At 69.1% G+C, this 21,409-nt stretch carries 22 protein-coding genes; 8 read left to right on the top strand and 14 right to left on the bottom strand.

What is annotated here, in order from left to right; genetic code table 11:
• The first annotated feature begins 51 nt into the window (after positions 1 to 51).
• On the top strand, positions 52 to 873 hold the full coding sequence (locus tag C1N74_RS05715) for a ParA family protein (protein ID WP_023951590.1): 822 nt from the start codon (positions 52 to 54) through the stop codon (positions 871 to 873).
• A 74-nt stretch (positions 874 to 947) separates the two neighbouring features.
• Here the strand turns inward: C1N74_RS05715 and C1N74_RS05710 are convergent, their stop codons facing one another.
• The 3 genes from C1N74_RS05710 to C1N74_RS05700 form a co-directional block, all read right to left on the bottom strand.
• A complete protein-coding gene (locus C1N74_RS05710; protein WP_023951592.1) occupies positions 948 to 1,493 on the bottom strand; it encodes a MerR family transcriptional regulator in 546 nt (181 codons plus the stop codon).
• Between the two features lie 100 nt (positions 1,494 to 1,593).
• Positions 1,594 to 2,274 carry a MerR family transcriptional regulator gene (locus tag C1N74_RS05705; RefSeq protein ID WP_023951594.1) on the bottom strand — a complete coding sequence of 227 codons (681 nt, stop codon included), beginning with the start codon at positions 2,272 to 2,274 and terminating at the stop codon, positions 1,594 to 1,596.
• On the bottom strand, positions 2,271 to 2,765 hold the full coding sequence (locus C1N74_RS05700; protein WP_023951596.1) for an FHA domain-containing protein: 495 nt from the start codon (positions 2,763 to 2,765) through the stop codon (positions 2,271 to 2,273). The genes C1N74_RS05705 and C1N74_RS05700 overlap by 4 nt, the downstream gene beginning before the upstream one ends.
• A gap of 106 nt (positions 2,766 to 2,871) precedes the next feature.
• Here C1N74_RS05700 and C1N74_RS05695 point away from each other — a divergent pair, with 106 nt between their 5' ends.
• A complete protein-coding gene (locus C1N74_RS05695; RefSeq protein WP_137750158.1) occupies positions 2,872 to 3,426 on the top strand; it encodes a copper resistance CopC family protein in 555 nt (184 codons plus the stop codon).
• A 9-nt stretch (positions 3,427 to 3,435) separates the two neighbouring features.
• A complete protein-coding gene (lpdA, locus tag C1N74_RS05690; protein ID WP_023951600.1) occupies positions 3,436 to 4,836 on the top strand; it encodes a dihydrolipoyl dehydrogenase in 1,401 nt (466 codons plus the stop codon).
• A gap of 84 nt (positions 4,837 to 4,920) precedes the next feature.
• Here the strand turns inward: lpdA and C1N74_RS05685 are convergent, their stop codons facing one another.
• Entirely contained in the window at positions 4,921 to 5,553 is a 633-nt protein-coding gene (locus C1N74_RS05685) for a CYTH domain-containing protein (RefSeq protein ID WP_023951602.1), read from the bottom strand.
• The gene (locus C1N74_RS05680) at positions 5,543 to 5,788 is read right to left on the bottom strand and encodes a hypothetical protein (RefSeq protein ID WP_023951604.1); all 246 of its coding nucleotides are present in this window, start codon (positions 5,786 to 5,788) and stop codon (positions 5,543 to 5,545) included. The genes C1N74_RS05685 and C1N74_RS05680 overlap by 11 nt, the downstream gene beginning before the upstream one ends.
• Before the next feature lie 97 nt (positions 5,789 to 5,885).
• On the opposite strand from C1N74_RS05680, the gene C1N74_RS05675 reads away from it, so the two are divergent.
• Positions 5,886 to 6,617: a glutamine amidotransferase gene (locus tag C1N74_RS05675; RefSeq protein WP_064956860.1), complete on the top strand. Its 732-nt coding sequence runs from the start codon at positions 5,886 to 5,888 to the stop codon at positions 6,615 to 6,617.
• A 17-nt stretch (positions 6,618 to 6,634) separates the two neighbouring features.
• Positions 6,635 to 6,991 (top strand): DUF6176 family protein, encoded by a 357-nt coding sequence (locus C1N74_RS05670; RefSeq protein WP_137750157.1) that lies wholly within the window; start codon positions 6,635 to 6,637, stop codon positions 6,989 to 6,991.
• A gap of 10 nt (positions 6,992 to 7,001) precedes the next feature.
• On the opposite strand, the gene C1N74_RS05665 is transcribed toward C1N74_RS05670, so the two are convergent.
• The 5 genes from C1N74_RS05665 to adhE form a co-directional block, all read right to left on the bottom strand.
• Complete coding sequence (locus tag C1N74_RS05665; protein ID WP_137750156.1) at positions 7,002 to 8,015, bottom strand: YihY/virulence factor BrkB family protein; 1,014 nt, start codon at positions 8,013 to 8,015, stop codon at positions 7,002 to 7,004.
• Positions 8,016 to 8,066: 51 nt separating this feature from the next.
• Positions 8,067 to 8,546, bottom strand: a complete 480-nt coding sequence (locus C1N74_RS05660) for an A24 family peptidase (RefSeq protein ID WP_064956863.1) — start codon at positions 8,544 to 8,546, stop codon at positions 8,067 to 8,069.
• Complete coding sequence (locus C1N74_RS05655) at positions 8,543 to 8,833, bottom strand: DUF1905 domain-containing protein (RefSeq protein ID WP_083990711.1); 291 nt, start codon at positions 8,831 to 8,833, stop codon at positions 8,543 to 8,545. The genes C1N74_RS05660 and C1N74_RS05655 overlap by 4 nt, the downstream gene beginning before the upstream one ends.
• An 83-nt stretch (positions 8,834 to 8,916) precedes the next feature.
• Positions 8,917 to 9,909, bottom strand: a complete 993-nt coding sequence (locus C1N74_RS05650; protein WP_137750155.1) for an aldo/keto reductase — start codon at positions 9,907 to 9,909, stop codon at positions 8,917 to 8,919.
• A gap of 61 nt (positions 9,910 to 9,970) precedes the next feature.
• A complete protein-coding gene (gene adhE / locus C1N74_RS05645; RefSeq protein ID WP_137750154.1) occupies positions 9,971 to 12,715 on the bottom strand; it encodes a bifunctional acetaldehyde-CoA/alcohol dehydrogenase in 2,745 nt (914 codons plus the stop codon).
• 190 nt (positions 12,716 to 12,905) lie between these two features.
• Here adhE and nrdI point away from each other — a divergent pair, with 190 nt between their 5' ends.
• The gene (nrdI, locus tag C1N74_RS05640) at positions 12,906 to 13,352 is read left to right on the top strand and encodes a class Ib ribonucleoside-diphosphate reductase assembly flavoprotein NrdI (protein WP_064956867.1); all 447 of its coding nucleotides are present in this window, start codon (positions 12,906 to 12,908) and stop codon (positions 13,350 to 13,352) included.
• Positions 13,353 to 13,662: 310 nt separating this feature from the next.
• Positions 13,663 to 13,866 (top strand): cold-shock protein, encoded by a 204-nt coding sequence (locus C1N74_RS05635; protein ID WP_023951622.1) that lies wholly within the window; start codon positions 13,663 to 13,665, stop codon positions 13,864 to 13,866.
• A 53-nt stretch (positions 13,867 to 13,919) separates the two neighbouring features.
• Here the strand turns inward: C1N74_RS05635 and C1N74_RS05630 are convergent, their stop codons facing one another.
• The 4 genes from C1N74_RS05630 to C1N74_RS05615 form a co-directional block, all read right to left on the bottom strand.
• A complete protein-coding gene (locus C1N74_RS05630) occupies positions 13,920 to 15,221 on the bottom strand; it encodes a heparan-alpha-glucosaminide N-acetyltransferase domain-containing protein (protein ID WP_023951624.1) in 1,302 nt (433 codons plus the stop codon).
• 123 nt (positions 15,222 to 15,344) lie between these two features.
• A complete protein-coding gene (locus C1N74_RS05625; RefSeq protein ID WP_137750153.1) occupies positions 15,345 to 16,817 on the bottom strand; it encodes a HAMP domain-containing sensor histidine kinase in 1,473 nt (490 codons plus the stop codon).
• Positions 16,814 to 17,551, bottom strand: coding sequence for a response regulator transcription factor (locus C1N74_RS05620; RefSeq protein ID WP_023951628.1), 738 nt, complete (start codon positions 17,549 to 17,551; stop codon positions 16,814 to 16,816). Before C1N74_RS05620 ends, C1N74_RS05625 begins: the two co-directional genes overlap by 4 nt.
• A gap of 55 nt (positions 17,552 to 17,606) precedes the next feature.
• A complete protein-coding gene (locus tag C1N74_RS05615) occupies positions 17,607 to 18,017 on the bottom strand; it encodes a barstar family protein (RefSeq protein ID WP_181405585.1) in 411 nt (136 codons plus the stop codon).
• Positions 18,018 to 18,187: 170 nt separating this feature from the next.
• On the opposite strand from C1N74_RS05615, the gene C1N74_RS05610 reads away from it, so the two are divergent.
• On the top strand, positions 18,188 to 21,400 hold the full coding sequence (locus tag C1N74_RS05610; RefSeq protein WP_181405584.1) for a glycoside hydrolase family 9 protein: 3,213 nt from the start codon (positions 18,188 to 18,190) through the stop codon (positions 21,398 to 21,400).
• The last annotated feature ends 9 nt before the right edge of the window (positions 21,401 to 21,409 follow it).

The raw sequence follows: 21,409 nt of genomic DNA, 5'->3' as shown, positions 1-21,409 counted from the left end.
CGCGGGGGCTCGAATACCCTCACAGCCTAGGGGACGGTAACGTAGAGCCTCGTGCACGTACTTTCCGTCAGCTCGCTCAAGGGCGGGGTCGGCAAGACCACGGTCACCTTGGGGCTCGCATCCGCCGCGTTCGCCCGCGGTGTCCGGACGTTGGTCGTCGATCTCGATCCGCAGTCCGACGTGTCGACGGGGATGGACATCCAGGTCGCCGGCCGTCTCAACGTCGCCGACGTCCTCGCCAATCCCAAGGAGAAGGTGGTCCGTCAGGCCATCACCTCGAGCGGGTGGGCGAAGGTGCATCCCGGCACCATCGATGTCCTGATCGGCAGCCCGTCCGCCATCAACTTCGACGGTCCGCACCCGAGCGTGCGCGACGTCTGGAAGCTGGAAGAGGCCTTGGCGACCATCGAGGCCGACTACGACCTCGTCCTCATCGACTGCGCCCCCTCGCTCAACGCGCTCACCCGCACGGCGTGGGCGGCCAGCGATCGCGTCATCGTCGTGACCGAGCCCGGCCTGTTCTCCGTGGCTGCCGCCGACCGCGCGCTGCGCGCCATCGAAGAGATCCGCCGAGGACTCTCCCCCCGCCTGCAGCCCCTCGGTATCGTGGTCAATCGGGTGCGCCCGCAGTCGATCGAGCATCAATTCCGCATCAAGGAACTGCGCGACATGTTCGGTCCCCTGGTGCTCTCGCCCCAGCTTCCCGAGCGCACGTCGCTGCAGCAGGCGCAGGGCGCCGCGAAGCCGCTGCACATCTGGCCCGGAGACTCCGCGCAGGAGCTCGCCTCCGACTTCGACGCGCTGCTGGACCGCGTGCTGCGCACCGGCCGGATCCCGGTCGCGGGCGAGGCCCCCACGGCCGCGCCGAGCTGACCGGCCGTCACCACACGAAAGAAACCCCGGCCGCACCGCAGGTGCGCCGGGGTTCTGTGTATCTCGGGGACGGCTCAGGCGCTGCGTGCCGAGCGTCGCGCAGCGAGCTCGTCGACGGGGTCCGGCGCCTGGGGGTCGAACTCGACGAGTGTGGACTCGACCTCACGGAGGACCTTTCCGACCGCGATGCCGAACACCCCCTGACCGCGGCTGACGAGGTCGATGACCTCGTCGTTCGACGTGCAGAGGTAGACCGACGCGCCGTCGCTCATCAGGGTCGTCCCCGCGAGGTCGCGGATGCCCGCGGCGCGGAGCTGGTCGACCGCCACACGGATCTGCTGCAACGAGATGCCCGTGTCGAGCAGACGCTTGACGAGCTTCAGCACGAGGATGTCGCGGAAACCGTAGAGACGCTGCGAACCCGAGCCGCTGGCACCGCGGACGGTGGGGACGACCAGTTCGGTACGAGCCCAGTAGTCGAGCTGACGGTACGTGATGCCGGCGGCGCGAGCGGCCTGCGCTCCGCGATACCCGGCCTCGTCGTCCATCTCGGGGAGACCGTCGGTGAAGAGGAGGTCGGTCGTGAACCGCATCTCGCCGAGCGAATCATGCGCGGTCATCTGGTCCTCCTGCCGGACGGTCGGGTTTCTTCCACGCTAGATGAGGGATGCCGCCGCGGCAACGACATCCGCTCCGAGCCCGCGGCGTGTCGCGCGTGGCTCACCGGACCAGTCGGTCGATGGCCGTCTGGACGAACGCCGAACGGACGTCGTCGAGCCGACGTACCAGCTCGGGCGCGAGCTCATGGGCACGTCCGCGAGACGACGAATCGGTGCGGCGCAGCAGCGGCGCGAGCGCGGTCTCGACCAGCGCGACGTCGCGTTCAGCCGCCTGCCGCACGGTGCGGAGGTGGCGCGGGCCGATGCCGTGGCGATCGAGCGCGACGAGCGTGCGCAGCAGGACGAGCGCTCGCTCGTCGTACGTGTCGGCGGCCGGCAGCAGACCCGCTGACACCGCATCGCCGAGCAGCGCTGCCGTGGCCTCGGCCTGATCGATCAGCTCGTCGCGTCGATAGCGCCGATGCTGGACGATCGACGCCGGCAGCGCGGGCGGGAGCCCCTCGGCCCCCGGCGTGTCGAGGTACTCGCGGATACGCGCCAGCGGCATGTAGTGATCGCGTTGCAACGTCAGCGCAGTACGCAGCCGCTCGACGTCCGCCGGTGAGAACTTCCGGTACCCCGAGCCGGTGCGCGTGGGGGTGACGATCCCCTGGTCTTCGAGATACCGCAGCTTGCTCGAGCTCAGCGCCGGAAACTCCGGACTGAGCCGCGCAAGGACCTGGCCGATGCTCAGGTGACCCGCTGCCGTGGACCGACCGCGGGCTGCGGGGGCCGCACTCACGCGCCGGTCGCCGGAGCGCGGTCGAGCGGTGAGACGAAGAAGTTCAGGCGGAACTTGCCGACGCGCAGCTCGGCTCCATCGGAGAGCACGGCGCGGTCGACGCGCTCACCGTTGACGTAGGTGCCGTTGAGCGAGCGCTGGTCGACGATCTCGAAAGCCGACCCCGTACGGGTGATCTCCGCGTGCCGCCGCGAGACGGTGACGTCGTCGAAGAAGATGTCGGCCTCGGGGTGGCGGCCGACGGTCGTCACGTCGGTGTCCAGCAGATACCGTGCCCCCGCGGTGGGGCCGGAACGAACCAGAAGCAGGGCCGCCCGCTCGGGCAGCGCCTGGATGGCGTCACGCTCCACAGCGGTGAGGTCAGCCCCGAACGGCACGAACGACAGATCCAGGTCGTGCCCGAACGTCTGCGTCGTGTCCGAGGAACCGCTGTGCGGCGCGCGGTCGGGTCCGCGTCGGATGTCGTCGACGTCTCGATCCTTTTCGTCCACAGTGTCCTCCTCTTCCGGGCCAGCCTAACGGATCGACGACGAGTCGCGAACGCGAATACCCGGGCCTCTCACCACCTTCATATGGCCGACGATTAGGCTCGGGGCGATGTCTGCACGCACTCCTTCTCTTCGTATGCGCCTGCTCGTGGGCTTCGGCATCGTGCTCGGCCTCGCCGCGGCCTCCCCCGCGTCGCCCGCCCTCGCGCACGACGAGCTGCTGGCCTCCGATCCGGCAGCCGATTCGGCCGTGGCCGAGCTGCCCGACGAGGTGACGCTCACCTTCAGCGGCGTGCTCATCGCCGAGGAGGGGGTCAACGCGATCTCGGTGACCGACGCGGCGGGAACGGAACTCGCCGAGGGGACGCCCGCGCTCGACGGTACGACGGCCACCCAGGCCATCGACGGAGACAGCCAGGGCCCGATCACCGTGCGCTGGCGGGTGGTCTCGAGCGACGGCCACCCGGTCTCGGGCGAGTTCTCGTTCACGGCGGGCGACCCGGCGGCCGCGCCGACGGCACCCGCCGGTGGAACCACCGAGACGGCACCGGCCGAGGGCCTGCCCGCGGTGTTCTGGATCGTCGTCGCGGTCGTCGTGGTCGCCGGTGTGATCGCCCTCGTCATCGCCCTCGTCGCGGCGTCTCGGCGGCGCACCGAGGACTAGGCTGGGAGCATGCCTCACTACAACGTCGTCATCCTCGGCGCGGGCCCCGGCGGGTATGTCGCAGCTGTCCGCGCTGCGCAGCTCGGACAGTCCGTCGCGATCATCGAAGAGAAGTACTGGGGAGGCGTCTGCCTCAACGTCGGCTGCATCCCCTCCAAGGCTCTGCTGAAGAACGCCGACCTTGCCCACACCTTCAAGCACAAGGCCGATCTCTTCGGGATCAGCGGGGATGTGAACTTCGACTTCGGCACCGCGTTCGACCGCAGCCGCAAGGTGGCCGAGACGCACGTCAAGGGCATCCACTTCCTGATGAAGAAGAACAAGGTCACCGAGTACGAGGGACGCGGGTCGTTCCTCGACGCGAAGTCGATCCAGGTGACCAAGGCCGACGGCTCGCAGGAGACCGTCACGTTCGACAACGTCATCATCGCCACCGGCTCGACCGTGCGACTCCTCCCCGGTGTGCAGCTCAGCGACAACGTCGTGACCTACGAGGAGCAGATCCTCACCCGTGACCTGCCGAACTCGATCGTCATCGTCGGCGCCGGCGCGATCGGCATGGAGTTCGCCTTCGTCATGTCGAACTACGGCGTGAAGGTCACGATCATCGAGTTCCTCGACCGCGCCCTCCCCAACGAGGACGTCGAGGTCTCGAAGGAGATCCAGAAGCAGTACAAGAAGTACGGCATCGACATCCTCACCTCGACCAAGGTCGAGCAGATCGTCGACTCGGGCGACAAAGTCACCGTCTCGTACTCGGCCAACGCCGACGGCGCGAAGGGGCAGATCGAGGCCGACAAGGTCCTCATGTCGATCGGCTTCGCTCCCCGGGTCGAGGGCTTCGGTCTCGAGAACACCGGCGTGAAGCTCACCGAGCGCGGCGCGATCGACATCGACGACCACATGCGGACGAACGTCGAGGGCATCTACGCGATCGGCGACGTCACCGCCAAGCTGCAGCTCGCGCACGTCGCCGAGGCGCAGGGTGTCGTCGCGGCGGAGACCATCGGCGGCGCCGAGACGCAGACGCTCGGCGACTACCGCAACATGCCGCGTGCGACGTTCTGCTCGCCGCAGGTGGCATCGTTCGGCCTGACCGAGCAGCAGGCGCGCGACGCGGGCTACGACGTCAAGGTCGCGAAGTTCCCGTTCTCGGCGAACGGCAAGGCCAACGGCCTGGGCGAGCCCGTCGGTTTCGTCAAGCTCATCGCCGACGCCGAGCACCTGGAGCTCCTCGGTGGGCACCTCATCGGCCCCGACGTCTCGGAGCTGCTGCCGGAGCTGACCCTGGCTCAGAAGTGGGACCTCACTGCGCTCGAGGCCGCGCGCAACGTCCACACGCACCCGACCCTGTCGGAAGGTCTTCAGGAGGCGTTCCACGGTCTCGCGGGTCACATGATCAACCTCTGACGCTCGCGTCGCCAGAAGACGAACGCACCGCTCGGCCTCGGCCGGCGGTGCGTTCGTCTTTGCGGCTGATCGAACCCGGGATGCTCAGCGTCCGAGGGCGCGTCCGAGCTTGGATTCGGATGCCGCGGGCGCTCCCCCGGCGGATGCGACCAGCTCGTCGGCAGCTGCGAAGAGCTCGGCGACACCGGCCGCGCTGGCGGGCGCCGCGGGGCCCAGCTCGAGCTCCCACTCCCGCCATGAGCTCGTTCGTCCCGACCGTTCGTCCGTGGCCGTCACCCGATCGTCGACGAACTCCGCGACCAGATCGCCCGCGGCGTCGAGCAGGGCGAAGGCGGTGCGCGAGTTCCGGATGCGGGCGATGACCTCGAAGGGCGGCTGCGCCACCTCGGCGAGCTCGGCGACGATGGCGTCCGGCACGTCGGGCGGGGCCGCCTCATCGGCGTCGTCGAGGGGCCAATGAGTCTCGAGCTTGCCCTCGGGCGTGGACCGCTTCACGTGCCACCCCTCGTCGGGGCCGCCCGTGCGTCGCCGCAGCGCGGTCAGCGCGGCGGCGAGTCGTCCGTCGGCAGTGTCGAGGTAGCGCGCGTCGAGTTCACGGGGCTCGGCTGCGCCGACGGTCGCGACGCCGGGGAGGAGCGACCAGTCGGGAACGCTCGCCTCGTCGCCGACGTCGTACTTCCGCTCGACCTCGAGCGAGCTGCGCGGCTCAGTCGTCACTGGTGACGCGGTCGTCGCGCTCGTCGGTCGAGGGGTCGATGTCGCCCTCGGCTTCGACGAAGTGGAACTCCGACGACGTCGGTCCGTCGCCCTCGCCGGTGTTCTCCGGCTCGCCGGAGCGTTCGTAGACCACCTGGGTCTCGCTGTAGGGAAGGATGAGCCGGTCTGACGCGTCGTCGTCCAGCGGAAGGGTCTGCCCGTCGAGGGGACCACCGTGCAGTCGTGCAATAGCCATGTTCTGACCTCCTGTCTCCCGACGATACCCGCGCTGTCCGGACCGGCCGATACGCTTGCGCCATGCGTGCTCGGCGACTACGAAAGCTCCCCTCGGCGTGAAGCCGTTCGTGCTGCTCGCCACCCGGGCCGAAGACGTGCCCGCCGACGAAGAGTACGAGCTCTTCCTACGCCACACCGGGCTCGAACCTGCCTCGCTCCGGCGCGTGCGACTCGAGTCGGAACCGATGCCCGAGATAGACCTCGACGACATCTCGGGCATCTTCGTCGGCGGTGGCCCGTTCAACGCGTCTGATCCGTATGAGCAGAAATCCGCCGTTCAGCGCCGGGTCGAGGCCGAGTTCGCCGACCTTCTGGCACGGGTCGTCGCACAGGACGCCGCGTTCCTCGGTGCGTGCTACGGAATCGGCACGGTGGGTGCGTTTCTCGGGGCGACGATCGACCGACGGTTCGGCGAGCCCATCAGCGTCGTCGACGTCGAGCTGACGGATGCCGGGCGGCGCGATCCGCTCCTGGCGGGGATGCCGCCGACGTTCGCCGGCTTCGTCGGACACAAGGAAGCGATCTCGGCCCTTCCTCCCCGTGCCGTCCTGCTTGCTTCCTCCGAGGCATGCCCCGTGCAGATGTTCCGGGTCGGCGAGAACGTCTACGCGACGCAGTTCCATCCAGAACTCGACCTCGCCGGCATCACCACTCGCATCCACGCCTACGCCGACTACGGCTACTTCGCGCCTGACGAGCTCGACCTCACCCTGAGCGCCGTGAGCCGCAGCCCGGTCACCCACACGGGGTCGATCCTCCGCGCGTTCGTCGAGCGCTACGCGCGCTAGGTCGCTAGTCTCATGCCGTGATCCATTTGGTGGCTCGGCGTCTTCGCCCCGATCATCGCGAGCGCGTCACCGAGTGGTTGCGCGAGATCGACGGCCCTCGGCGCGCGGAGGCGCTGGAGTCGCTCGCGGCTGAGGGGGTCGAGCACGAGACCGCTATGATCATCGATACGACGGATGGTCCGGTCATCGTCTACGCCATGCAGACCGACGACCTCGCGCGCTCGCAGGCGGTCGCAGATGCGTCGCCTCGTGCGATCGACGCGGAGCACCGTGCGGTAATGCGCGCGGCCGCGGGCGGGCGGGTTGGGAGCGAGGTCGTCCTGGACCTGCGCGCAGGACTGCGCCCTCCTCGGACGAGCTCCGTCGGCGACTGAGGCCGGCGAGTCAGCCGCCCGCTTTCGCGCGTTCCTCGGCCTCGAGCTCGCGCGCCTTCTCGAGCTCCCGGGCGGCGGCGGAGACGGCGTCCTCCGCGCGCTGCACGCGACGCTGCAGGAAGGTGGTGGCGCCGAAGCGCGCCCGAACGCGGTCTTCCTCTTCGCGCACGCCCGTGACGATGTAGGCGGTCGCGATGAGGATGACCTGCGATGACAGGTTGAGCCACAGCAGCAGCGCGATCAGTGAGGCGAACGACGCCAGCAGCGGGTTCGAGGTGGCACCACCGACGAACAGGCCCGACAGTTGCTGCAGCACCGTCAGCCCGGCGGCGCCGAGCAGCGCGCCGCTCCACAGTGCACGCTTTCGAACCTTCACCCCGGACAGGACCCGGAAGAGCACGGCGACAGCGACCGCGTCGAGGGTGAACACCACCACCAGCGACACGGCCCAGCCGCCGAGTTGCACGAGCGGGTTCTCGTGGGAGAAACCGAGGAGGTCGGCGAGCAGTCCGACCCCGGCCGTCCCGAGGAACGTCACGCCGGCAGCGGCGACGAGCGCCCCGCCGATGCCGATCGCGAGTGCGAGGTTGCGCAGCAGGACCCAGACGAAAAGCACATCATCGGTCAGTTGATCCGCGATCGCGCGCATGGCGGTACGGAGCGAACCGATCGCACCGATCGCCGCACCGACCAGACCGACGGTGGCGATGACACCCGCGATGGTCAGGCCGGCCGGGGCCTGGATGTCGTCGAGCTTGATGAGGCCGTTCTTTCCGACGAGTCCCGGGATGACACGGTTCACGGCGTCGATGAGCGCCTGCCACGCGACGGGGTCACCGGCAAGCCAGAGCGCCGCGACGGAGAACCCCAACAGCACGCCGGCGAACACGCTGAACAGGGTGCGATAGGTGACGCTGTCGGCGAGCACCGGTCCACGGTGCTCGCTGTACAGCAGGAACGCGCGCACCGGTTTGCGCTGCAGCGCCCACGCGATCGAGCGGGAGATGAACGTGGACTCGGCCATGCCGCCACGATAGCGCGGCGCTCACCCTCGCCCCCGTGCACTTGACACGCCTCAGATCCCGGCCCAGACACCCCCGACGACTGCCCATGCGCCGAGCAGCATGAAGGGGCCGAACGGTATCCGGGTATGCCGGTCGCCGCGGCGGGCGGCGATGACGACGACGGCGACGAGACCGCCGCAGAAGAACGCGAGCGCGGTCGCGACGAGCGGCGCCACCCAGTCGTGCGTGCCCGTGAGCAGCCCGATCGCCGCCGCGAGCTTGACGTCTCCCCCGCCCAGCGCCCGACCGCCCCGGTGCAGGAGGTAGTAGACGACGAACAGCACGACTCCGGCGCCCGCCGCGCCGGCGATCGGCCCCATCGAAGCCTGTTCGATGGCGGAGAGCACCGCGAGGCTCGCGGCCGCGCCCGTCAATCCGAGGACGAGGCGGTTCGGAAGCCGGTGCGTCGCGATGTCGACCGCCGCCAGCGCGACACTCAGCGCGGCACAGGCAGCCACGACCACGATCGTCGCGATCGCCAGCGGCGTCACGCGTCGAGGACCTCGAGTATCACCCGGACGACGCCGTCGGATCCGATCGATTCGGCGCGGCGGATCGCTTGCTTCAACGGGAGGACGTAACCGCCGCGCCCGGCATCCGGAAAGATCGAGGTCTCCCACGTGGAATCGCCGATCGTCGCCCGCACCCGAACGGACCCGAACCCCCGCGGCATCCGCGGGATCTCTCGGATGTCGGCGCTGGGCTCTTCCGGCACCGCCGCGAAGTACCAATCCTGGGTGCGGGCCTCCCAGCGGAACACCTCCGCGTCGAATTCCATCTTCACGCGATCAGCGTAGGCCGCCCCCGAAGCGAGCGTGGCGGGGTGTCCACAGGAGACACCCCGCCACGCCGCTCGCACGGTCACCAGTGCGGGTGGATGTCTGCTCGGAGGAGCTCGTCGTAAACCTCCGCGACCGCGTCGGAGAAGCCGGTCAGATCGGTGCCGTCATCGAGCAGCGCCGCCGCGGCTGCGTTCGCGCGGGCCTGCTCGGTCGTCCGGGCTCCCGGGATGACGCTCGTGACGCCCGGACGCGACGCGATCCACGCGAGCGTCGCCGCGGGCAGGGTGATGCCTTCGGGAAGGGCAGCCGCAAGCCGCCGGGCCGCCTTGACGCCGGTCTCGAAGTCCACCCCCGAGAAGGTCTCGCCGCGGTCGAAAGCCTCGCCGTTGCGGTTATACGACCGGTGGTCGTTCGCCGCGAACTCGGTGTGCTCGGTGTAACGGCCGCTCAGCAGCCCCGACGCGAGCGGGACGCGCGCGAAGATCGCGACGCCGGCGGCTCGGGCTGCCGGGAGCACCTCGTCGAGCGGCTTCAACCGGAACGGGTTGAGGATGATCTGGATGTTCGTGACGTTCGGCCGCGCGATCGCGGCGAGCGCCTGCGCCGCGGTCTCGACCGAGACCCCGTAAGCGGCGATCGCTCCGTCTTGAACCAACTCGTCGAGCGCGTCGTAGGTGTCGTCCGACTCGATGACGGCCGACGGCGGGCAGTGCAGCTGCACGAGGTCGAGCGTGTCGACGCCGAGGTTGCGGCGCGACCGCTCCGTCCAGGCACGGAAGTTCTCGCGGTTGTAGTTCTCGGGCACCTGCGCCTCGCGGCGCCCCATCTTGGTTGCGACGGTGATGCCGTGGCCGGGTCGGCCGGCGAGGAATCGGCCGATGGTCGTCTCGCTGCGGCCATCGCCGTAGACGTCGGCGGTGTCGAAGAGGGTCACGCCGGCATCGGCGGACGCTTCCAAGACGGCCAGAGCCTGGCCGTCGTCGACCTCGCCCCAGTCGGCACCGAGCTGCCAGGTGCCGAGGCCGATGGCCGAGACGGAACGGGTGGTCGAAGCGAGGCTGCGCTGCTGCATGGCTACAGCGTAGGCGCAGGGCCGGACACCTCGGTCCGGCCCTGCGCTCCGCGGATCGCCGTCAGGCGCCGTGCGCCGCCTTCGCCTTCCCGCTGCCCTTCTTCGCGGGTGCGTCGGGGGTCTGCGCATCGACGGGAGTCGCCGGGAGGGCGGCGTCCGCGGCGACGACGGCCGCGGCACGGGTGGCGCGCACATCGGCGAACGAGGTGCCGTAGTACGCGGCTTCCATGAGCGTCTTCATGTCGTCGATCATCGGCATCCGCGGGTTCGCGGGGGCGCACTGATCCTCGTAAGCGGCCATCGCGAGACTGTGCAGGTTGTCGAGGAAGCGGGCCTCGTCGACGCCCTGCGCCTGGAACGAGCGCTCGATGCCGACGCGGTCACGCAGATCCTCCACCGCGCGGGCGTAGCTCTCGACACCTTCTTCCGGCGTCGCGGCGGGAAGCCCGAGGTGCTGCGCGATCTGCTGGAAGCGCTCAGGAGCGATGTACCGCTCGTACTTGGGCCAGCTCGTGAGCTTCGTCGGGACGGTGCCGTTGTACCGGATCACGTGCGGCAGGTAGACCGCGTTGGTCCGTCCGTGCACGAGCTTGTACGTGGCGCCGGTGACGTGCGCCATCGCGTGCACGATCCCGAGGAACGCGTTGCCGAAGGCCATACCGGCTATCGATGCAGCGTTGTGCATCTTCTCGCGAGCCTTCCGATCCGAGCTGTCGGTCGATCCCGGTTGCGCCTTCGTGCTGCGCTCGATGTTCTCGAAGATGAGCTTGATCGCGTGCAGGCAGAGCCCGTCGGTGTAGTCGTTGGCGTACACCGACACGTAGGCCTCGGTCGCGTGCGTCAGAGCGTCGAAGCCGGCGTCGGCCACGAGGAAACCCGGAAGCACGCGCGTCAGCTCAGGATCGATGATGGCGACGGACGGTGTCAGCGCGTAGTCGGCCAGCGGATACTTCATCCCGGTGGCGTCGTCGGTGATGACGGCGAATGGAGTCATCTCCGAGCCCGTTCCCGACGTGGTGGGGACGCAGACCAGCTTGGCCTTCTTGCCCATCTCGGGGAAGGTGAACGCGCGCTTGCGCACGTCGAAGAACTTCTCCCGCATGTCGGAGAATTCGATCTCGGGGTTCTCGTACAGCAGCCACATCACCTTCGCGGCATCCATCGGTGACCCGCCACCGAGCGCGATGATCGTGTCGGGCTGGAACTGGCGCAGCTGCTCCGCGCCCGCCACGACCTCCGAGACCTTCGGCTCGGGCCGGACCTGGTTCAGCAACTGCACCTGGACACGGTTCTCACGCCGGTTCAGGACATCGGTGATGCGGTCGACGTAGCCGAGCGAGGTCATGGTCTCATCGGTGATGATGCTGACCCGCTCGACTCCCCTCATGTCGGCCAGGTACCGGATCGCGTGCGGCTCGAAGTAGGTCTTCGCCGGGACCTTGAACCACTGCAGGTTGTTGTTGCGCCGTCCGACGCGCTTGACGTTCACCAGGTTCACCGCCGAGACGTTGTTGGAGACGGAGTTGTGACCGTACGAGCCGCAGCCGAGGGTCAGCGAGGGCAGGAAGGCGTTGTAGATGTCGCCGATGCCGCCGAGAGCCGACGGCGAGTTCTCGATGATGCGGACCGCCTTGACGACCTCCGCGAAGCGGGCGATCACCTCCGCGTCGTTCGAGTGGATCGCGCCGGAGTGACCGAGCCCGTCGAACGCCACCATCTGCCGCGAGAGCTCGATTCCCTCATCCGGAGTCTCGGCACGGAGCACGGCGAGGACGGGGGCGAGCTTTTCGCGCGTGAGCGGCTCGTGCGGGCCGACGCCTGCAACGTCGGCCAGGAGGATGGACGTGTCCGCGGGGACCGTGAAGCCCGCCTGCTCGGCGATCCAGACCGGCGATTGACCGACGACCCGCGCGTTGAGCTTCGCGTCGGCGCAGTTGGCGCTGTCGGCGGTGACACCGAAGATGAACTCCTCGAGCATCGCCTTCTCCTCGCTGCTCACCCGGTACGCGTGCAGGCGGGCGAACTCCTCGAGCGCCTCTTCCGCGATGGGCCCATCCAGGACGACCGCCTGCTCGCTCGCGCACACCATGCCCATGTCGAACGACTTCGAGAGCACGATGTCGTTGACGGCGCGGCCGACGTCGGCGGTGCGTTCGATGAAGGCGGGAACGTTGCCCGCGCCGACACCGAGGGCGGGCTTGCCGCACGAGTACGCGGCTCGGACCATCGCGTTGCCGCCGGTGGCGAGGATGAGGGCGACGCCCGGGTGGTTCATCAGCTCGCCGGACGCCTCCATCGACGGCTCTTCGATCCACTGGATGCAGTCGGCGGGGGCACCGGCCGCGACCGCGGCGTCGCGGACGATGCGGGCGGCCTCCGACGAGCAGCGCTGCGCCGACGGGTGGAAGCCGAAGACGATCGGGTTGCGCGTCTTGAGTGCGATGAGCGACTTGAAGATCGCGGTCGAGGTCGGGTTCGTCACCGGAGTCAGCGCGCAGACCACTCCGACCGGATCGGCGATCTCGGTGATCCCCGTGAGCTCGTCGTGCGCGATGACGCCGACGGTCTTCTGATCGATGATCGAGTGGGTGACGTGTTCGCAGGCGAACATGTTCTTCACGGCCTTGTCCTCGAAGAGGCCGCGCCCGGTCTCCTCGACCGCCATGACAGCGAGCTCGCCGTGGTGGTGCAACGCCGCCACCGACGCCTTGCGGACGATGTGGTCGACCTGTTCCTGGGTGAAGTGCGCGTACTCGTCGAGGGCACGCTGTGCCCGGGTGACGAGGGCGTCGACGGCGATGGACATCGTGAGCCTTCCCGGCGCGGACGGTCTCCGCGTCTGTGTCCGAATCCGGGATGGAGGGACCTCGACCCCGTGTCCCCAGTGTGGCTCATGTGGTCTGACCACAAGAGTCCCCGGGCCGGAACAAATCGAATACGGGTTTTCCCGCTGCCCCGCACTGCCTCGGGCGCTCTACCCGCGCAGACTGGGCCCCGTGGCGCAACTCCCGGTCTACTTCTTCTCCTCGACCTCGAACCTCATCCGTCGCTTCGCGCGTAACCTGCACGACTCGGACGGACGGCCGGTGCGGGACCTGTCCGAGCGGACGGTGCGTGCGAGCGAGGCACCGGGACCCTGGGTCCTGCTGACACCGTCGTACAAGGCGGGCAATGATGCTCACGCGACTCTGCCGGCAGCAGTCCGCGCCTTCCTCCGCTCCCCCGCCAACCGCCGGCGCCTCGTCGGGATCATCGGCTCCGGCAACCGCAACTTCGGAGACCACTACCAGGCGGCGGCCCGCGAGCTCGCCCGGGCGTCGGGACGTCCGGTCGTGTTCGAGTTCGAGCTCGCCGGCACCCCGGAGGACGTGCTGGAGTGCGCTCGTATCCTCGCCGCTTTCGATGCGCGCTTCGGGAGCGACCCCACCGCGCAGCATCCATGAGTCGTATCGCGTCTTTCGACGACATTGCACGAAGCATCGCCCCACGGGCGTCCGAAATCGCGTAGCATTCGAGAGTCGGTGCGTCACGGCGCGCCTCTCCGTCGGTTCGCTCCGACGTGCACTTCGTTTCATTCCGCCGTCGATCTCACGCACCCGGGCCGTGCTCTCGGCCCCGCGACCGCACCTATCTGGACCGGTCGCCCACACCGGCGAGTATCTGCTCGCCCCCATACACTCCGCAGCGGCCCGGCCGCAGCGGTATCCGGATCATCACAGCGGTGGTCCCAGAACACAGAAGGAAAATGACGACATGGCCACTGGCACCGTCAAATGGTTCAACTCGGAGAAGGGGTTCGGCTTCATCGCTCCGGACGACGGCACCGCGGACGTGTTCGCGCACTTCAGCGCCATCGCCGGCACTGGACACCGCAACCTGTTCGAGAACCAGAAGGTCGAGTTCGACGTGGAGCAGGGCCAGAAGGGCCTGCAGGCGACGAACATCCGCGCTCTCTGAGCGTTCGACGCAGTGAAGGGGTCGGTCCGATCGGACCGGCCCCTTCCGCGTTTCTAGCGGGCTCCGCTGTCCGCGGGTCGATCGACTCGATGCGCGGCGCCGGCCACGAGTGACTCGAGGGGCCCGCGGCCGCGACTGAGAGCCCAGGTCGTACACGCGGCGAGAAGGGCCGCGACGCATCCGATCCAGAACCAGCCGCTGGCGGCGGGGTCGCCGTCCCACGACGCGAGACCCGGCGCGAGCGCGAGCGGCGAGATCAGGACGGCGAAAGAGACGACGTGCGCCGTGTACGCCGTGAGGGGCATCGATCCGACGGCGGCCAGCGGCACGAGCAGCGCCCGGAACGGACGCGCGGCGAGCAGGCAGGCGCCGACGACGGCGAAGGCGAATCCGCCCGACCCGATGATCTCCCATGTCCCTCCCGAGTGCGGCGTCACACCCCACGCCTGAGACAGCGCGGCTCCCAGATCGACCTCGCTCAGCTGTTCGAGATAGCTGCGCGCGTCGGGACGCATCGACGAGGATGATCCCGGCAACAGCGACGACACTCCCGAAGACGACAGCGCGGATGACGACGAGACGCTCCCCGATCCCGTGAGCCACCCGCGGACAGTTCCGTTGAACGCGTCGCCCAGGCCGTAGCCGAAGGCGGCGAGCCCGACTCCGGACCCGAGCAGCACCGCCGCGGTCCGCGGCCGGTCGAGTCGCAGCCGCCCGAGCGCCATCCCGGCGAGGACCAGGGGCAGCCACACGGTCAGCGGATACGAGCCGCTGAGGAGGAAGTCGACCGCGGTGCCGCCGATTCCCTGCGGGATGCCGGCGCCCGAGAGCGTCACCGCACGCAGGAGCGCGACGACGGTCGGCCCCGCCACGGCGATCGCGGCCGCGGTGAGCGCGAGGGTTCGGCGACGCAGGCCCAGGAACGGGATGAGGATCAGGAAGAGGATGCCGTAGATGGGCAGGATGACGGCGATCCCGCTGCCGAGCATTTCCAGCGCCAGCCCGAGGGCGAGAACGACGAGGGCGCGGCCGGCCATGCGCAGACGCGCGGACCGCAGTGCCTCTCCCCGGGGACGCTGTCCGCGTCCGGTCGCGAGAGCGACGGAGATGCCGGCGACCACGGCGAAGAGGATGGAAGATCGTCCCTGGACGATCGCCGCGAGGTCGGGGCCGTCGGGACCGGCGACCATCCACACGATCCCGGTATGCGCGCCGATCATGCCGAAGATCGCGAGGCCGCGCGCCACATCGACGCCCATGAGACGGGGCGGGCGGCCGAAGTCGTGCCAACGGTCGCGGAAGGAACGGCGGGTCGACTCGAGGGCTCGAGCGATCGGGGTGGTCGGCAGGGACACGGCAGGCTCTCCTCGGCGACGGGCCGGATGATGACACGGGCGCGTGCGGCAGATACCGCGCGGCCGGTCGACGGTAGATCGTGGCCCTGTGCGCGAATTAAGCGCGCTGGTCGCGTGCGGCGATCAGGCGGGGCTCGTCGGAATCCGAATCCCGAATCGCGTGCCCACGCTCGAGCTGGTGACCGAGACCTCGTAGCCCGAGGCTGTCGCGAGCGCCTGCACGATTGCGAGACCGAGCCCGACCGTGGTCCCGCGTGTCTGCGACCGGCTCCCCGCCTGGGTGAAGCGATCGAAGATGGTGGGCAGCGCCTCGGGGTCGATTCCCGGTCCGTCGTCCTCGACGACCACTTCGACGGAGGTCGACGTCGTCTCGATGGACACGGTCACACTGGTTCCGTCCGGAGTGTGGTGCCCCGCGTTGGCGACGAGATTCAACAGCATCTGCCGGATCGCGCCCTCATCCCCGACCACCGTGACGTCCTCGTCGGGCAGAGCGATGCGCCAGACGTGCCCGGGATAGGCGAACCTCGCGTCGGAAGCGGTCTCCGCCACGATCATCGACAGTTCGACGTCGTCGCGCGCGACCACCGGGTCGGCGTCGAGACGCGCGAGCAAGAGCAGGTCGTCGATGAGCGCGCTCATCCGCGACGCCTCCGACCCGATGCGCTGGAGGACGCCCTGCGTCTCGAGGGGGTCGGCGCCGGCATCGGGTTGCGCGTAGAAGTCGGCGTAGCCGCGGATGGAGGCGAGGGGGTTGCGCAGCTCGTGGCTCGCCTCGGCGATGAAGCGACGCATCGACTCCTCGGCGCGGTGACGTGCGTTGAGCGAGAGCTCGACGTGGTCGAGGAGGCGATTGAGCGCGTCGGCGACGCGGTCGGTTTCGGACCCCAGATGCCGCACGTCACGGGGAACCCGGCGTTGCGGGGCGATCTCGCCGGATGAGAGCGGTGTGGCCGCCACCTCATCGGCGATCTCGGCGACCCGCTCGAGCGGGTCGAGCTGCTGCCGGGTCCACCGCCAGCCGAACACGGCGGCGAACGCCGCGATCGCGATCCCGACGACCGCGAGCCAGAGGGCGTAGGTGCGGACGACCGTCTCGGTGTCGGTGAGGCCCACACCGCTGACGATGGTGAGCTCCTGCCCGTCCGCCGCCTCGACATCGGAGGCCGTCACGAGGTACCCGCCGTCGTCGGCGACGTCCATCATCGTGGTGTAGCCGCTCTCCGCCATCCCGTCACGAACGTGGGTGAGTTCGCGCTCTGTCATCGGACGGTAGGTGTAGTCACGGGTGAAGAACGCCGACACCGCGACCTCCCCGTCCTGGATGACGAAGAAGAACCCGTCGGAGGGAACTGCGAGTGACACGTCGTCGAACGTCGGAACGCTTCCGCTCGCGTCCACGGCCGTGAGAGTCTGCCCGATGGCTGTGTCGTTCGCGAGGTACAGCGTCGACTCGGCCTGGGTGACGAGACTCTGCCGCAGGATGGCTACGGAGACGACGCCGAAGACGGTGACGGACGCCAGAAGGAGCCCGGAGATCATCGCGACCGAGCGCCCACGCAGGGTGCGCAGGCCTCCCAGCCGCGCAGGCGTCACGATGAAGCCGGAGCGGTCGGAGCTGCACGCAGGATGTAGCCGACGCGACGCAGCGTGTGGATCATGGGCTCACGCCCGTGATCGATCTTCTTGCGCAGATAAGAGATGTAGATCTCCACGATGTTCGACTCCCGTCCGAAGTCATACTCCCAGACGCGATCGAGGATCTGCTCCTTGCTGAGGACCCGGTCGGCGTTGAGCATCAGGAAGCGCAGCAGCGAGAACTCCGTCGCCGTCAGCCGGATCTGCTCCCCTGCCCGCGTGACCTCGTGGTTGTCCTCGTTCAGCCTCAAATCGCCGACCTCGAGCATCGGCGTCGGAGCGCCCTGCATGAGCATGGGGCTGCGCCGCAGCAGTCCGCGAAGGCGCACGACGACCTCTTCGACACTGAAGGGCTTGGCCACGTAGTCGTCGCCACCGGCAGCGATGCCGGTGATGCGATTGGCGACGGTTCCGTTGGCCGTCAGGAAGAGGACCATGGTCTCGCTCAGCTCGCTCCGGAGCGTACGCAGCACCTCGACTCCGTCGATGTCGGGCAGCACGACATCGAGGACCATCAGATGCGGCCTCATGCGACGCGCGGTCTCGATGGCGCTCGCCCCCGTCGCGGCGACCTCCACCTGCCAGCCCTGCCGAGACAGCACCGCTCCGAGCAGATGGCGGAGGTTCGGCTCATCATCGACGACGAGCACGCGGATCGCGGGATCGGACAGCGGGGACGACGAGAGCGACATGTCTTCATGCTCCCGTGCGACGATATGCGCCCGTTAAGAGAACCCGCGACAAATCTCAGGCGAGCACGAGGTCGAGCTCGGGGTGGCCGGCGAACACGTCCAGCACCAGGTCGAAGTAGGTCTTCCCGGCGCCCCGATCGAGATCGTCCAGCGCGGCGCGTGCCGGCGCCGCCGCGTACACGTCTGGGCGCTCGAGCTTCGCGGCCAGGTAGGCCCGGGTGAGCGGGACGCCCAGTGCCTGCCGCGAGGCGGTCGCATCAGCCCACACGACGCGGGCGGACGACGCGCGGGCGAGGACGCCGAACCCGCCGTAGAGCAGGTCGTCGAGGGCGTCCAGGCTCTCCCCGAGATTCCAGTCCTCGTCGGGCATGAAGACGCGGTTGAGCTCCGCGTAGAGCGAGGGGATGTCGCGGACGCGCGCCCCCTCGATGCGCAGGTCGACGGCAGCGGACGGCGGACGATTCACACGCCGAGGCTAGCCGCACATGACGATGACGCGCCCGCGAGGCGAGGCCGAAACAGGCGGGCCACGGCGAGGACCGTTCTGCTAGCGTGCGTGAGAGCGCTCCCTGGGAGCGCTCTCAGACGAGCGAAGGAGCTTGAATGGAAGCAATGAGACAGCGTCACAGGAGACGCGTGACGTCCGTGATCACGACGGGTTTGCTCGTGGGGGCAGCGATGACCACGGCCCCGCTGGCCGCTGCGGCGGCGCCGGCCGAGCTACTCCGGAACGGGGACTTCTCGACGGGTCATGAGCCCTGGTGGTCGGCCGGCGTCGACGGCTTCGACACCGCGACCGGCGCCTTCTGCGCCGGGGTGCCCGACACCGAGAACCCCTGGGATGTGCTGATCGGTCAGAGCGACCTCGCTCTGGTCGACGGGGCCGCCTACACGCTGACGGCGCGAGTTCGCGCCGATGCGACCGCCACGGTCGTCGCTCAGGTCGCCCCCACCGTCCCGGACGCCGCTTACACGACGTACCTCGCGCAGAGCACCCAGCTGACCGACGACTGGCAGCTGATCCGCGCGGAGTTCACAGCACGCGACCTGGGACAGGGCACCGTGTCGGAGCTGCAGTTCCGCCTCGGCGCGAACGGCGCCACGCGATTCTGCGTCGATGACGTGAGTCTCGTCGCCCACGACGCCCCGACTCCCCCGGTCACCCCGATCGGCGACGACGAGCTGCTCCCGAATCCTACGCTGGACGACAGCACGAACCCGTGGTGGACGAGCGGCCCCGTGTCGCTGTCGAACCCCGGCCAGCGGATGTGTGCGACGGTGACCGAGCAGACGCCGAATCTGTGGGACGTTCTCCTCGGCCACAACGACATCTTCCTGCCCGGTGAGACGGACTTTCGCCTGAGCTTCACCGCATCCGCTTCGTCCATCGCGACCGCCTCGGCGAAGGTCGGGACCTACACAGGCGCATCGCCGACCGACTGGCTCGAGCAGTCCTTCACACTGGACACCCAGCCGCAGTCGTTCGACATCGCGTTCACGACGACGCCCGCCGCCGACTACCACCTCGGCCAGGTGCAGTTCCGACTCGGCGCGGTGCCCGCCGGCACCGAGATCTGCTTCGACGAGATATCACTCCGGGGCACCGTCTACTCGTACACTGCCGATCCGGGCCCCGCCGTCAAGGTCAATCAGGTCGGGTACCTACCCCAGGGCCCCAAGCGCGCGACCGTCGTGTCCGACGCCGCCGCGCCGCTGCCGTGGACCCTCGAAGCGTCGGACGGATCCGTTCTCGCCATGGGCGAGACCGAGCCGGCCGGCTTCGACGCGAGCGCCGGGGCGTCCGTCCACCGGATCGACTTCAGCGACGTCACCGAGGAAGCGGTCGATGTGCGGCTCCGGGTCGGCACGGACATCAGCCATCCCTTCGCGATCTCCGCCGACGTCTTCCAGTCGTTGCGCGCCGACTCGATGCGCTTCTTTTACACGAACCGCTCCGGCATCGACATCGACGGCGACATCGCGGGCGCGGAGTACGCTCGCCCCGCCGGTCATATCGGCGCCTCGCCCAATCAGGGTGACGACAATGTCGGGTGCCGCGAGCCGCAGCCGTGGTCGGACGGCTGGACCTGCAGCGATCGTCATGACGTCCGCGGCGGCTGGTACGACGCGGGCGACCACGGCAAGTACGTCGTCAACGGCGGCATCGCGGTAGCCCAGGTCCTCTCGACCTACGAGCGGGCCGTCGCCGCCGGCACGGCGGACGCGCTGGGCGATTCGACCCTCGCGGTTCCCGAGCGGGGCAACGGCGTCCCGGACATCCTCGACGAGGCGCGGTGGCAGATGGAGTTCCTGCTGCGGATGCAGGTGCCCTCCGGCGACCCGCTCGCCGGAATGGCCTGGCACAAGGTGCACGACCGAGCGTGGACGGGACTGCCGCTCATGCCGCACGACGACCCGCAGGAACGACTGCTGCACCGGCCGTCGACGGCGGCGACGCTGAACTTGGCGGCGACCGCAGCGCAGGCATCCCGCCTGTATGAGCCGTTCGACGCCTCGTTCGCGCAGCGGCTGCTCGAAGCGGCCGAGCGTGCGTACGACGCCGCCCTCGCACACCCCGACCTGCTCGCGCCGGAAGAGGACGGCACGGGCGGCGGCACCTACGCCGATGACGAGGTGACCGACGAGTTCTACTGGGCGGCGGCGGAGCTCTACATCACGACCGGCAGCGACCACTACCGCGCAGAGGTGGAGGGCAACCCGCTGCATCAGGCCGACGTGTTCGAGCCCGGCGGCTTCTACTGGGGCGAAGTCGCGGCCCTCGGACGAATGCAGCTCGCTCGATTCGCAACGGACCTGCCCGACATCGACCGCATCCGCGCGTCGGTGATCGATGCGGCCGAGCGTCTGATCGCCGATCAGCGGGCACAGCCGTTCGGCCAGCCGTACGCGCCGGATGAGGGACTGTACGACTGGGGCTCGAACTCATCGGTGCTGAACAATCAGGTCGTCCTGGGGACGGCGTTCGATCTGACCCAGCGCCCGCGGTACGCCGATGCGGTCGTCGAGGGCTTCGACTACCTGCTCGGGCGCAACGTGCTCGGTCAGTCGTACATCACCGGGTACGGGACGAACGACGCACGCAACCAGCACAGCCGCTGGTACGCCAATGCCCTCGACCCGGCGCTCCCGAATCCTCCGGTGGGCACGGTCGCCGGCGGACCGAACTCGTCGATCCAGGACCCGGTGGCAGGAGCCTGGCTGCAGGGCTGCGCGCCGCAGGCGTGCTACGTCGACAACATCGGGGCCTGGTCGGTCAACGAGATCACCGTCAACTGGAACTCGGCCCTCGCCTGGGTCTCCTCCTTCGTCGCCGACCTCGGAGACGGCTTCGTCGCCGTCTCGCCGCGCGCCGTCGACGACGTCGCCTCGGGGCCCGCCGGTGGCAGGATCGCCGTGCATCCGCTCGCCAACGACGTCGCCGGCGATGCCGACATTCCGCTCGTGGCGGCGTCGCTCGCGCTCATCGATGCCGACGGCGCGCCGACGACGACCGTCGTCGTCGAAGGCCAGGGGCGATACGAGCTGAACGGGGACGTCGTGTCGTTCATCGCGGATGTCGCGTTCGAGCGAACGGCCGACCCGGTGAGCTACCGCGTCGCAGATGCCCGCGGCACCGAGGTGACCGCGACCATCACGGCGACCGTCACCGCGAGTCCGGCATCCGAAGAGCCCAGCGGCTCCGGTGCTGCGGGCTCCGCGGCACCGAGCGCGACCGGCGGCATCCTTGCACGGTCGGGTATGGACCCGCTTCCGCTGTGGGTGCTGACCGGCGTCGCCGCGGCTCTCACGGCGGCGGGAGTCTGCTTGCTGCGGCGGCGGCTCGACTGACACCGCACG

The organism is Microbacterium sp. SGAir0570, assembly GCF_005491085.2.
Taxonomy (GTDB): domain Bacteria; phylum Actinomycetota; class Actinomycetes; order Actinomycetales; family Microbacteriaceae; genus Microbacterium; species Microbacterium arborescens.
Note: the sequence above shows the minus strand (reverse complement) of the source record. Positions and strands in the feature narration are given on the sequence as shown.